This window comes from Photorhabdus stackebrandtii, from assembly GCF_011189495.1.
Lineage (GTDB): Bacteria > Pseudomonadota > Gammaproteobacteria > Enterobacterales > Enterobacteriaceae > Photorhabdus > Photorhabdus khanii.
Genome location: NZ_PUJV01000014.1, coordinates 62,792 through 76,844, shown reverse-complemented (window position 1 = coordinate 76,844; position 14,053 = coordinate 62,792). Strand labels below are relative to the sequence as shown.

At 38.9% G+C, this 14,053-nt stretch carries 12 protein-coding genes; 7 read left to right on the top strand and 5 right to left on the bottom strand.

The window, feature by feature from the left end; all coding sequences use genetic code 11:
* Positions 1-2 precede the first annotated feature (2 nt).
* From C5470_RS13385 to fur, 5 genes are all read left to right on the top strand, one after another.
* Positions 3-2,153: a type I secretion system permease/ATPase gene (locus C5470_RS13385; RefSeq protein WP_166289843.1), complete on the top strand. Its 2,151-nt coding sequence runs from the start codon at positions 3-5 to the stop codon at positions 2,151-2,153.
* Positions 2,154-2,338: 185 nt separating this feature from the next.
* On the top strand, positions 2,339-3,307 hold the full coding sequence (locus tag C5470_RS13380; protein WP_166289839.1) for a GlxA family transcriptional regulator: 969 nt from the start codon (positions 2,339-2,341) through the stop codon (positions 3,305-3,307).
* A gap of 139 nt (positions 3,308-3,446) precedes the next feature.
* Positions 3,447-3,734, top strand: a complete 288-nt coding sequence (ybfE, locus tag C5470_RS13375; protein WP_036836823.1) for a LexA regulated protein — start codon at positions 3,447-3,449, stop codon at positions 3,732-3,734.
* 173 nt (positions 3,735-3,907) lie between these two features.
* A complete protein-coding gene (gene fldA / locus C5470_RS13370; protein ID WP_166289836.1) occupies positions 3,908-4,438 on the top strand; it encodes a flavodoxin FldA in 531 nt (176 codons plus the stop codon).
* A 368-nt stretch (positions 4,439-4,806) separates the two neighbouring features.
* Positions 4,807-5,253, top strand: coding sequence for a ferric iron uptake transcriptional regulator (gene fur, locus C5470_RS13365; RefSeq protein WP_166289833.1), 447 nt, complete (start codon positions 4,807-4,809; stop codon positions 5,251-5,253).
* Between the two features lie 73 nt (positions 5,254-5,326).
* Here fur and C5470_RS13360 read toward each other — a convergent pair whose 3' ends face one another.
* Positions 5,327-8,002, bottom strand: a complete 2,676-nt coding sequence (locus tag C5470_RS13360; protein ID WP_166289830.1) for a beta-N-acetylhexosaminidase — start codon at positions 8,000-8,002, stop codon at positions 5,327-5,329.
* A gap of 986 nt (positions 8,003-8,988) precedes the next feature.
* On the opposite strand from C5470_RS13360, the gene C5470_RS13355 reads away from it, so the two are divergent.
* Positions 8,989-9,993, top strand: a complete 1,005-nt coding sequence (locus tag C5470_RS13355; RefSeq protein ID WP_166289827.1) for a TauD/TfdA family dioxygenase — start codon at positions 8,989-8,991, stop codon at positions 9,991-9,993.
* A 12-nt stretch (positions 9,994-10,005) separates the two neighbouring features.
* On the top strand, positions 10,006-10,923 hold the full coding sequence (locus C5470_RS13350; RefSeq protein WP_166289824.1) for an AEC family transporter: 918 nt from the start codon (positions 10,006-10,008) through the stop codon (positions 10,921-10,923).
* 138 nt (positions 10,924-11,061) lie between these two features.
* Here the strand turns inward: C5470_RS13350 and C5470_RS13345 are convergent, their stop codons facing one another.
* The 4 genes from C5470_RS13345 to C5470_RS13330 all read right to left on the bottom strand — a co-directional run bounded on the left by C5470_RS13345 (position 11,062) and on the right by C5470_RS13330 (position 13,686).
* Positions 11,062-11,511 carry a cupin domain-containing protein gene (locus C5470_RS13345; protein WP_166289821.1) on the bottom strand — a complete coding sequence of 150 codons (450 nt, stop codon included), beginning with the start codon at positions 11,509-11,511 and terminating at the stop codon, positions 11,062-11,064.
* 76 nt (positions 11,512-11,587) lie between these two features.
* A complete protein-coding gene (locus C5470_RS13340) occupies positions 11,588-11,776 on the bottom strand; it encodes an aromatic-ring hydroxylase C-terminal domain-containing protein (RefSeq protein ID WP_166289818.1) in 189 nt (62 codons plus the stop codon).
* 134 nt (positions 11,777-11,910) lie between these two features.
* Positions 11,911-12,717 (bottom strand): iron-containing redox enzyme family protein, encoded by an 807-nt coding sequence (locus C5470_RS13335; RefSeq protein ID WP_166289815.1) that lies wholly within the window; start codon positions 12,715-12,717, stop codon positions 11,911-11,913.
* 189 nt (positions 12,718-12,906) lie between these two features.
* Positions 12,907-13,686 (bottom strand): 3-dehydroquinate synthase II domain-containing protein, encoded by a 780-nt coding sequence (locus C5470_RS13330; protein ID WP_166289812.1) that lies wholly within the window; start codon positions 13,684-13,686, stop codon positions 12,907-12,909.
* Positions 13,687-14,053: the final 367 nt, after the last annotated feature.

The window sequence follows — 14,053 nt, the reverse complement described above, 5'->3', positions numbered from 1 at the left end:
TCGTGAACCTATTACCTTCTTCTGCTACTGATTCCAGTAACCACACTCATAATCAGGCACTGAATTGCATCGTCTATGTGGGGAAACAATTTCATAAGTCAGCCACTGTCAATCAACTTCAGCATAGCCTGGGTTTTGACTCCTTATATCTGAGTGAGTTACAGCTGCGTGAAGCCGCCAACGCTATTGGGCTACACAGTAAAATTGATCGGTTAACCACCAATACAACGCCGACGCTGCCCTTACCGGCATTGATCGAACTGGAACAACAGTGGTGGGTGCTCATTGAAGCCGATAATGACAATATTACCGTTCTCGATCCAGTGACTGAACAAACGCAATCGCTTTCCTTATCTACATCTACTGGTAATAAAGAGAATGTATATAAGATTCTTTTAATCGCAGATCAGGAATTAACTAAGAAGCATGTCAAATTCGGCTTGAGCTGGTTTTATCCCTCAATTTTCCGGCAGAAAAGTCAGATAAGAGATCTGTTTTTGTTTGCCATAGTTCTCCAGTTATTTGCACTGGTCAGCCCGATACTGTTTGAAAACATCATCGACAAGGTCTTGGTAGGCCGAAGTTTATCCAGCCTGCATGTATTAGGTATAGCGATGCTGGCCATCGCCCTTGCCGAGCCTTTGTATAGTTTTATGCGCAATACCGTATTTGGGCACATGGCAAGCCAGATAAATTCTGAGCTCTCCGGGCGACTGTATCGTCATTTGGCAGGATTGCCACTGCAATATTTTAAGCAACGGCAAACAGGGCAGATCATTGCCAGAGTCAGAGAGATGTCTCAAATCCGCCAGTTTCTGACCGGTTCTACCCTGATGCTGTTGCTGGATTTAATTTTCGTCATCATGTTTATTGGCATCATGTTTTATTATGCCTGGATACTCACCTGGATTGTTATTGGTTCACTTTTTGTTTACTTCGTATTCTGGGTAGTCGCCGGGCCGATTATTCGCCGCAAAGTAGAAGCAGAATATGAAACCGATGCAAATGCAACAAGCTTTCTGACTGAAGCCGTCACCGGGATTGAAACCATCAAAACCACCGCTACTGAAAACCGTTTCTTACATCAGTGGCAACGCATTCTCAGCCAGCAGTTGACTAAAAGCTTCGCGGCACAGAAAAGCGGTTTAATCGCAGGACAGGGAATCGATTTTGTCCAGAAATTTACCGCCGCGATCCTCCTATGGTGGGGAGTGACAGAAGTCTTACGCGGTGAACTGACTCCGGGGCAACTTATCGCTTTCAATATGCTGGCCGGACACGTCACGCAACCTATCCTCCGGCTTGCACAGGTTTGGCAGGATTTTCAGCATACGTTAATCGCCTTGAAACGTGTGGGGGATATTCTTGATGAGCCAATGGAAAACAGTAAACAGGGATTGGCTTCTATACCTGAGCTGGAAGGCCAGATTGAATTCAAAAATATTCGCTTCCGCTACCATGACGACACGCCGGAAGTTCTGGCGAACCTGTCGTTATTGATAAAATCGGGGCAATTTATTGGTATAACTGGACCGTCCGGTTCAGGTAAAAGTACTCTCACCCGTTTACTACAAAGGCTGTACGTACCTCAACATGGACAAGTTTTGATTGATGGCATGGATTTGGCTATTGCTGATCCCGTCTCTTTACGCCGCAATATGAGTGTTGTGCTCCAGGAAAGTATCCTGTTTTCTGGCAGCATCACCGATAACATTCGGCTGTGTAAGCCCAACGCAACAGATGCAGAAGTCTATCGAGCCGCTGAGTTAGCCGGGGCCATTGAATTTATTCAATCCCTTCCTCACGGTTTTGCGCATCCAGTTGGGGAAAAAGGGGCAAATCTTTCAGGTGGTCAAAGACAGAGAATCGCATTAGCCAGAGCGCTCCTGGTCAATCCAACTATTTTGATCCTTGATGAAGCCACCTCAGCATTGGACTATGAGTCCGAAGCGGCAATCATGGCAAATATGGACGAAATATGCCGTAACAGAACAGTTATCAGCATTGCTCACAGGCTCAATACAATTCGCCACACGGATAAAATCTGTGTGTTAGATCAGGGGCAAATTGTCGAATTTGACTCGCATGACCAATTGCTCCAGCAAGACGGCTTATACGCACATTTGTGGCATCAACAAGTTGGCGAAAACTAAATGACAATTCAGCCAACTCTTAAAAAAGACGGAATAAGTTTTGGCTGAAATTATTTTTTATTTTACTTATTTGTTCAAAAAATAACTCAATGTAATTAAATTATTTAAATTGTTACAATAAGTTATTAAGATGTTAGACAATGAAATATCTTGATACATCTTAATTTTTAAGTTGGAGAATTCTTATGGACAGGAATCCAGTTTCTTTAAGCGTGTTAGTATTTTCAGGAGGATCTCTGACTTCTATTACTGGCCCAATAGAAATTTTAACCACTGCCGCCCGTTTAGCCGGAGCGCCAGAGCCAGAAATCAATATTGTCACACAGGATAATCAGGATGCTGTCGGGATGGGTGGTGTTCGGCTAAAACCCAACAAACTCATAGGAGAAATAAAACAAACAGATATTGTCCTGGTGGGTTCAATTGGGGCCCCTTATTGCGATTTCGATCTTTGTACTCAAGAAACCTTAGATTGGCTCCAGATGATGGAAGAAAAAAACATTCCTATCGTCTCCGTTTGTACAGGTTCTTTTGTACTGGCTAAAGCTAATTTACTCAATAACCGCAAAGCCACCACACACAGGCTATTTACCAACTTATTCAAGGATATGTTTCCGCAAGTACAGTTACATTCAGAAATAAAAGTCACCAGCGATAACAATATTTTTTGTACTTCCAGCACCTATGAATACAATGATGTGATGATGCATATTATTGAACAGATATATGGTCAAAATACCAGAGAAGCCTGTAGCCAACTGATATTTGGTGACATAGAAGGCATCCCCCCACATACGCTGGCAAGCTTTGTACCATATCGCCAGCACTCAGATACATTAATCCACAAACTACAGGATTGGATGCATTCAGCCCCATCAGACAGATTATCAGTCGGCGATCTGGCAGATAAAATTCATTTGTGTGAAAGGCAGATGAAGCGACGCTTTAAAACAGCGACCGGCCAGACACCGATTCAATATATCCAGCAAATTCGATTATCCCTGGCAAAATACTGTTTAGAAAAATCGAACAAGACCATAGAAGAAATCAGCCATGAAGTTGGCTATGAAGATACTCGCTACTTCAGAGAATTATTTAAGAAACTGAATGGGTTAACACCAATAGAGTACCGCAGAAAATACCAGTACCGTTAAAGTCGAAACGCAATGGACATCCTTTACGAATAAACAGTGACACGGCTTTTTATCTTTGTCTGGCAGTAGCGATACACGGGAAGCTGGGGTATCATGGCGTGCTATATTTTATGGTATACGCCCTTTAGTAGTTGAATTTATGGCAAAAGAACAAATGGATCGCACCACTCTGGATTTGTTCGCAAATGAACGCAGACCGGGGCGCCCAAAAACCAACCCACTTTCCAGGGATGAACAGCTCAGAGTCAATAAACGTAACCAGCTTCGCCGTGATAAGGTGCGTGGTCTGCGTCGTGTGGAATTGAAAATAAATGCCGACGCAGTCGATGCGCTGAACTTTCTTGCACAACAACGCAATATCAGCCGCAGTGAACTCATTGAGCAAATTTTGCTGGCCCAGTTAGCAGAAAGTGACATCACTGCTTGATAGCATTGAAGGCAAGGAAATCACACAAATTTGACAGAATTGTCCTTGCTGTTTGGTCAGAATAGGATTTTGTTTTTTTATTAATACAACCAGAATCTTTCTGCTGATTTTGACATTTTATACGTATATCTCAAACAGAAATACACAAATAAAACAAGAGGTTATATCATTTTATGGCAATTATAGGTATATTCTTTGGCAGCGATACCGGCAACACAGAAAATATTGCCAAAAAAATCCAGAAAATTCTGGGTTCCGACGTTGCAGAAGTCCACGATATTGCCAAGAGCAGTAAAGAAGATATCGAACAGTTCGATATTCTGCTGCTCGGCATCCCCACCTGGTACTACGGTGAAGCTCAGTGTGACTGGGATGATTTCTTCCCTACTCTGGAAGAGATCGATTTTGAAGGGAAGTTGGTTGCCCTTTTTGGTTGTGGCGATCAGGAAGATTACGCGGAATATTTCTGTGATGCGATGGGAACTATCCGTGACATTATTGAACCCCGTGGAGCAATTATTGTTGGTCACTGGCCAACGGCGGGTTATCACTTTGAAGAATCAAAAGGTCTGGCTGATGATGACCATTTTATTGGGCTGGCTATTGATGAAGATCGCCAACCAGAATTAACCGAAGAACGCGTTAATTCCTGGACTAAACAGATCTACGAAGAGATGAGTCTGGCGGAAATTATTGCTGGATAGGGACTTACCCCAATAGCCGTATATTGGTGCAGGCCATTTCTTATCAATAGTGAATACGCGGTAGGTGAGTAGCCATTCGCTTTGCTCACCCTGTGGGATCACGTTCAAAAGCTATCGCTTTTGTCAACACACTGCTCATATCCGCTCTTTTATTACGAAGAATGGCAAAAAAATAGCCTAAACATGATAAACAGTAAGGTTATTCCTGCGTTTTACAAATGATTATTCTGGCAAAATGTGTAATGATAGTTAAGGTTAACGTGGTTTTCATTTTCATTAGCCATGCCTATAATCATAACCTGATAACTAACTGGTACTTTTTGAAGTATCGCTAAGTTCACTTTACTGAGTAACAGGACTGAATCCGCATGACCGACAACAATAAGGCATTAAAAGATGCTGGACTTAAAGTAACACTTCCTCGATTGAAAATACTGGAAGTGTTACAGGATCCTGAATACCACCACGTCAGTGCGGAAGATCTCTACAAGAAACTGATTGATAACGGTGAAGAGATTGGCCTCGCGACTGTCTACCGCGTGTTGAATCAGTTTGATGATGCCGGCATTGTCACCCGTCATAATTTTGAAGGTGGCAAATCGGTTTTTGAACTCACTCAACAACACCACCACGACCATTTAATCTGCCTGGACTGCGGTAAGGTCATTGAATTCAGTGACAAACATATCGAAAAACGCCAGAAGAATATTGCTGAACGTTATGGGATTAAACTCTCAAACCACAGCCTTTATTTATATGGTCATTGCTCCGCAGGTAATTGCCGCGAAGACAGTAGTGCACATGACGAAAAGTAATTCATTCCTGAACCGATAATTTTTTATCTATAGAAAGGAACCTATCCGAGGTTCCTTTCTTGATGAAACAAAATCATGCCTTTACATTATCAATCCGGCTGTAACGTTTGCCATCCGGGCTGACAGAACGGATCAACACATTTCCTTTTACCTTCAGACGCTTGTGATTGTCATAAATCTTCCAGCTATTACCGCCATCAGTTGAGTACTGAATAATCAGCCCCGGCAAAGCAATATTGGCCTTCAAAACACCGCGTTTTACCTTAGCCCCAGGTACCGGTAAACGGTAAGCAATCCCGGCCCTATCCAGTTTGACAAGTTCACGTTGCCCTATCAGGTTAGCGAACCGTGTCCAATCACGATCCAATGCATCAATATCAACATTATGCGTTTCCCCTCCTTTATACTCCTGGCCTGGAACATAATCCTGTTCCCAACCAGCCCGATGCCATGCCCGCTCTGCCAGCGGTAATAAGCGAGGATAAATCATATATTCCATCTGCTCATCAGTGCGGACCGTTTCACTCCATACTTGCCCTGACAGCCCATAAGCGCCCGGCCACGGTTTGTCACTTTTCGCACGAAATACATTACCATCACGGTCAACGGATGTTTCAGCATTTTGCGGCATATTATTTGGCGCAAAACTAAAGATCTTGGCTTCATCATTAAAACGGGTCGCCCAATAATATCCACGCTCCTGTGGATGAACTTCATACGGCATATCCAGATAAACATAATCCGGATTGGATATAATCACTTCATAGCCCTTGTTCGCCCAATCATTGACTGAATCAAAGCCCCCCCAGTAGAGCGCATCCCAGAAATTCACACCAACGCGTTTGGTCGCAAAATCTTTAGCGCTGTCAGCATGTTTTAGGCCATCCTGCCATGCCTGCATCTTCTCAATACCATTAGCATTCACAATTTTGCTCACTTCAATTGCGAAGTAGCTGGCAAGGTGCTCAATATCTTTCACAACCCCCTGCTCTACCAACTTCTGGCAAGCCTGAGATTTAGCCCATGGCTTATCTTCTATACTTTTATCAATGATGCCCTTACCCGGTACTATCGGACCATTCTTATCCTGGAACCCTTCTCCCAAACGAATATTCTTCGCTTCATCACCACCAAAATGCCAGGTCTCCAATGGCAAGCCAGCTTCTTTATGCATAACGGCAATTTCACCAATGACTTTCTCAACAAATCGTTTTGAAGAATCCATACACGGGTTCAAATAACTGCGACGATCATAGAGCTGAACAGAGGTTGCTCTGGTGGTATCGGTTGGGTCCAGCAAACGGTATTCATTCGCCCCTTTCACATCATCGCGAGCGATTAACTTCTTGTAGCGGGCCTCCATAGAAACAACCGCAGCCCGGGCATGAGCCGGCATATCAATTTCAGGAATAACGTCAATATAACGGGCTTTGGCATATTTCAGAATGTCGATGTAGTCCTGACGGCTGAAGGATCCACTGCCCATATTGTTGTTATCAGGGCCGGAACCCAGTTGTGGTAACAAACACTTGGTTTCACTCAAATCATGACAACGCTGGCTGCCAACTTCCGTCAGCTCAGGTAATCCAGGAATTTCCAGACGCCAACCTTCATCATCACTCAGGTGGAAATGGAATTTATTCAGTTTGTAACTTGCCATTTGGTCAAGCAAACGCAGGACCGCTTGTTTACTATGGAAATTGCGCCCTACATCAAGGAGAGCCCCACGATACTCAAAACGTGGAGCATCTTTTACCGTCAGAGTAGCAATCTTCGCACTGCCATCAACAGGAATTAATGACAACAGAGACTGAAGACCATAAAACACTCCAGATTGGTCAAAAGCAACAATTTGAGCACCATTCTGGGTAATACTCAGGCGGTAAGCCCCTTTAACCTTCCATTCACCGGTAAAATCTGAAGAGACAATCTGAGTCGCAACCAGATAGCCACTATTCTCTAATTTAATGCCTTGATCGGTAAAACGTTTTCTGACAAGAATAACCGCCTCGTCATTCAAACCACCAAATTCCAGTCTTACACCACCAGATAAATCAGCATCCTCTGAATAAATCTGAATTTCTTTTGGTGTCGGAATTATTTGCCCACGTAATTTTTCTGACTCGATTTTTTTAACCTGCAAATTCTTCGCATAACGATTTTCAGACGTCATCAGAATGTTGTTATCCGCGGTTGTGCGTTTCCATTGATCACCGGTGAAAACAGATAAAAATTGACTCAGATCTTCTGTATCCGTATTCACAAGGACTTTAGGTTTCGCATCACCTGACGTTGCATACCAGCGCGGCAAAAAGTCAGTGCTGTAAATCTGCCAATACTCTCCGGTAATAGGCAATTTTACCTGTTGATTCGCTTTAATACCGGTGAATTTCTCAGTTGGCTCCAGTTTATGTAAATCACCCGTAATACGCGTAATTTTAAACTGCTCATTATCTACGCTCAGGACTTGCCGGATGCTGTGGAAATAAATCGCCCAATCAGATGAATCAATAGCCTGATTACCATTGGTTAACGTAATATCTACCCGATTACAAGTGGCCCAGTCCGCTCCCAGTACAGCACAGTTAACGCCATGATCTCCCGCCTGATTATCAATAACCTTATAATTAACTTTTAATTGACTCAGTGAATCAACCAATTGTTGTGCTGTATTATTAGCATAGGCAGAACTCATCAAACCAACAGTTGTCATCAGCGCCACTAATGTGCGCAATTTAAATTTCTTCATTGTTACCTCTTTCAAACACAAATGTTATGTAAGGTAAACCACTGCCCAGAAACATAAGGACAGCGGCAACAAGCCATTAGAAAACAATAAATGGCATGATGATGTTGAACTTAATCTCTTTTTCATCCCAGAAAAATTCCAGGCAGATCATTGAAAACGCACACTTTGATCATAGATTGGATTAATGCTGACTTTTGTACTACGTGTAACCATAAAATTAATGACTTTTTGATTAGAATAAATCACAGCCCAAAATATAAATCTATACGTAAAATAAAAATTTCAATTGAAAAAGAAAATTAAAATAACCTAATCAACATATATACAGATTATTTTTCATGCCACGAATTATCAATGGTAGAAAAGGAATTTTTTACAAAACATGACAAAGAACACATTACAAGAAAAATATAAAAATAGTTATACACCACATTAATATTAAGATAAAAAATAATACAACCATAAAAACTTAACAATATAAAACACAGATAATTTCGTATAGTTAGATTTATTTTTTATTATTAGACAGAATAAAAAAATAGCTTTGATTCAGTTGTGAAATATAAAAATCCATCTCAATAGGAATTATCTATAGTAGAGTATCATCCATAACTCATCTCTGATTAATTTTTGGTAAAATGGAACCTTTTATTATACGAAATTGTGATGATGTTTTTATAAAAGGAATCCAAGAACTCAATTTAACAAAATTGTTAACGTATAACAGTAACTCAGACACAACTGTCCGCCAGATATCAATCTATTTAAATTGATTTTTAAACGTTCTAGTTACCGAAACCATTCTCTATTGTAAATATGATTTCTATTGCACCCTAATAGTTCAAAAAACAACCAAATACAATCCGTTATTTAAGGTGATTAACATCACACTATCTGTTAATTTTAGTTTTAAAACCGAATAATAAATGTAACATACTCTTGTTTTTGCGGTTATTAACATTATTATTTTTTAAAGAGAATGATAAATGGATTATCAGAATTTATTTCAATTAACTACGCAAGAAAAACATGACCTCTTTTTAGCATTAAATAAAATCGATTATGACCCTACTGGGGGTGATTTATATATTAACGCAGTAAGATCTGCAATGATGTATTTTTTACCGGTAAGAATAACATCAGCCCTAAATAAACAGCGGGCATCTATAAACCCCAGACCATACATAATTTTAAAGAATACACCAATAGACTGTGAAATATTTTTCTCTCCATCACCAAACCAATATACCCCCTCAGCAAGATCAGGAAATATTAGCGAAAATCTTTTAACAGGCATAGCGTCACTCATCGGTGAACCCTATTCGATGCTTTTTGAAGGTAAGGAATTAATTAATAATCTTATTCCAATTCATGAATCGAAAAGTGAATATACGGGTTTAGGATTTGATGTTGAACTTGACTTTCATATTGAAAACGCAGCTTTAAAACATTTAGAGCGATATAATGTTTCTCCCCTGGGTTTACTGCTTACAGGAATCAGAAGCGATCCTAATGGCCCTCTGACACGAATATCCGATTCACGTTTATCCATTGCTCAATTAAAGAAAGAAGACATAGAAACATTAGCAGCCCCCTTGTACAACATTAAATTACCTTACCGCTGGAGACAATCCACATTGATTAAGAAAGAAGAGACCCATCTTGTCCCGCTGATATCAGAAAATCATATACTACCCGACATCAGCGCTGTATTTTATCCCGGTATGATCACAGCAAGTACAACTAAAGCTAAAATTGCGCTGGAAAAGTTCTATAATTTGATTAAAGAAAATGCAGTAGCAATACATATTAACCCTGGAGACTTAATATACATAGACAACAGGTTCACTTTACATTCAAGAGATAAATTCACACCAACATTCGATAATATAGGAACACCATTACGTTGGTTGCAACGTGTATTTATTTCACCAAGCCTTTGGAATCATAGGTATTTAAACCAAATCGAAAATAGAGTTTTCTCTATTTAGAAGGATCTTAAGATGTTAAATGTTTTCTTTTCAATTCTGCCTATATTCCTATTAATTATTCTTGGTTTCTTATCCAAAAAATATATAAAAGATGTCTCTAATTTCTGGAACTTCTCAGATAAATTTGTTTACTATCTATTTTTTCCTGCTCTATTAGTCTTAGATATTAGTGAAGCCAATTTTTCTGGCGCTGACAACTTCTACCCAATAATATCAACAATAAGCTCCACGATAATAATCGCTATTATTATTTTATCCGGTAGATTTTTATTTAATACTACACCTGCTCTATTTACCTCTATTTTTCAAGGTGGAGTTAGATATAACTCATATGTTTTTATAGCCCTTTCACAATCACTATTCGGAAGTGAAGGAGTTGCACTATCTGGATTTTTTGTAGCCTATATGATAATTATCACTAATATTATGAGCGTATTGGTGATGAATCATTATGGTAGTGGAAGCAAAAAAAGTCTCAGTAGTGCTATTCTTGCTTTAGCTAAAAACCCTCTGATCATTGGCGCAATCATTGGGGTATTACTAAACTTCTTTAACATTCATATTACTGGCTCAATTAAACAACTTTTTATCTATCTTTCTAATGCAGCTACACCATTAAGCTTAATGTCTGTAGGCGCTGGATTGATCATTAGTATGAATATAAAAAAGCTACTTTCGATCTCCTACGCAACTATACTCAAGTTGGTTGTCATGCCACTTATCACCATCTTGATAATTAAATATTTAGGTGCATCAGGCGTTCCTGCCAATATTGCTATTCTATATTCCGCAGTACCTTGTGCTGGCAATGCTTATATATTAGCCAGACAAATGGGAGGTGACCATGAAGCAATGGCATCTATTATCACATGGACTACGTTATTATCCATCATTACTGTAACTTTAATTCTTGGTAGTATGGAATTATAGAAATAAGAATAAAGTTAAATAATATTAAAAACGTATTACTCAGAACAAATGTAATACGTTTTTTTATTACTATATCTCTATAGATACATTAAGTAATTCAATACATTGGACAAGGGTTTACGGCTATTTTTGCTAAATTCAAAGTTCTTCACGAACTGCCAGCCCCAAGTTTTGCAACATTGGCGCATTTTCACATGCAATATAGAATGCTTCATCAGTGGTACTGCTATTTATATGTTGATGCCATGCCCATACAGGCACATATATTGCATCACCCGCTTTCCATGAAACATGTTTTTCACCAATGAGTGAATACCCCTCACCATTGACGATATATATTATGGTTTCATAACTATGCCTGTGTTTACGCGTGGATTGCCCAGGTTGTAATCCACCCAGAGTCATACTGAGAACTTTACTGGGTAAATTAACCATAGCGACCTTATGGCGCCTTTCATTTGAGAAATTTACATCTTGACTGACTTCAGAATTCAATACATTCTCATGAATTAATTGAGTCGGTTTATCTTCAATTAACTCGCCTGGAACTCTACCGAAATCGCCAGATGAAAAGAAAGTCTTTTTCATTATAATCACCTCTAATATCACATCTTATTTTACAAATTACATTCTTTAACTATTTTAAAATGACATTCAAGATATTTTATCTTAAAAATATTTTAATCATCGTTTCCGCCAAAAGTTTTTCATGTTCTTTATTATCCCGACAATACCACGCTATATGCCCGTCAGGTCTGACGAGAATTTTACCAGTGGACTGAAAGTGAGTGGGTGGGATCAATTTTTGTTTTATAGCTTCAACAGCAGGACTTTCATAATAAACTTTGCTCACAATACTTCCCCTTCTTTATAGTTAACTCTAATTAATCGATATATCGTTAACGATTTTCAAAATTCCATTTGGGAGTTGTTTATTTTTTTCATATTCCTCAAAAATTTTAGGAGAAATATCTCTTAATCTGCGTTTCAACACTTTACCTGTTGCATGTCATCATTACGCAAAATATCTGTATCACCCTCAAATAACAGTGCCGGTATATTCGGATTTATCCTGGTATTACTTTGATATAGCTCATTTAGCATCGCCATGCGAAAACGCACCATCTCTTCACCAACAGCAATAACATCTACCCTTCGATGAGGGTTTTCTTCAATCATTCGATCAATAATTTTCCTCATCACTATTGCATGATCTTCGTCCTCCTCAACATGGATTTTGAAGAAATATAATGCGTCGTCAGAAGCCTTTATTGATCGCAATGCATCTAAAATGGGACCATAAACCAAAGGTACAATTGCTTCAGCACCTAAACATAAAGCCGCCAGCCCTCTTAGGGAATCATCACTCCGGCAGTGGCGAAACATAGCGTCAATCAGTTGCTGAGTACTTTTAAGAATTGCGTCACTTTTAGGAACAGCATTGAGAGCAGCCATTGCCTTTTTATATAACTCTGCATGAGATATTTTTGCAGCATCAGTTCCTGTTAGCTCTTCCAGCAAATTATGAGAAAGTGACACAAAATCTTTTTGATCAGCTAAACCTCCCATTAATGAACACAAATATCGGGTAAAATATTGTGAATAATAATGGTGCTGAATCATAAACTTTTTTAGTAAGCTCTGGTTGGCCTGCCCAGAACGACAAGCCACCAGAAATATATTCGAATTAAGTTCTTCCAATAACTCTTTAGAAAAAACGTCTTTCCACAACGGGGATAAGCAATAACCGGTTTCTTGTTTAGGCTCGTTTTGAGTGTCGATAGCGAGTTCCATGATAAACCCTTTTAGTAACATTCAACTGATGAGATCTATGATATACAGGCTTTTATCACGCCAAAGATATTAGCTCTGCGTTTATGCACTCATATAAATTTTTCAACAAAGATTGCGGATTTTGAAAAACATTTCTGCCAACATATAATCCGCTAGCCCCAGATGAAATAGCAATTTTCGTATTATCAATCAGTATCTTTTCCGAAGTTGTGCCAAAATAGCACTAACAAATGTGGATGCATCAATGTAAGCTCGATACCCCATACTGAGAGGACGGCTTTCTGTAATTACTCCTACTTGTAGTTGCAGTGATTCTTTTCTGTTATATGATAAACGATCGATAAAGTCGCTCATGGCATCATGTGTATTAGGTAAAAATATAATACCTTCAGTGCCATATTCCATAACACCATAAGATACAATTGCATCATCGACATCATTGGGATCTCTGATTTCTTTTGACAAAATAGTCCCGGTAGATTGTAACGATGCAATGACCAGTGCGAGGGGAATATTGGTTGGGTCACGAAAAAGAATCCAAATAAAATTGAATTCTATTCCTTCATTGATTGTCTTAAGTAAACTTTCTTGATCATCAACATAGCTTTCATAGCAAGTAGCGAAATGTTCGCTTTCCCGGAATTTAATCAACTCCTCAGATGTTTTAACCCTCAGAATTATTTGCATTCTTTTGGGTATTGCATCAATGAAAGTTGATATATTATTTGAATACAAAATTATACCACTATAAAAAGAATTTATTACCCTGATGAAAATGCTGTCATCTGGCCTTTGATCTGACAGCTTTTCCGTATCAAACCAAATCACCGGCCCATGTTTGGAACGCTTATTTTTACTTGGGTTGTGTAATTTTACAGATGTTCTCCTGGCAACTCTTTCAGCTGTTTCAAAATTGTCGGATGGGATAGTGATTGCTTCCTTTTGCACGCTAATTATATTTTTTCTCATATTCATAATCCCCTACAAAATAAAGAATAATTTTCCAATTGGTAATTTTTCTTAATTAATATCAACTTATTATTATCATATCCTCTTTTTTTCGTATCTATAAAATATCCAGATTGTAATTTTTTATTTCATAGCCTCAAGAATCAGTATAGTGATATTTCACAGAATACATTGTTTATTATTTTTCTAAAATGAATAAATGTGTAAAAAAACCACAACCTGCTCACAAATACAATAGATAATAGTAATATTTCTCCTGATAGTGAAATAAAACTCTATGAATTAACATATAATCAATATTCAATGGTTATGTAATTAATGTCAATTCTTCGAGTTTGATTGCCAATCCTTTTCATGCTATCGAAGA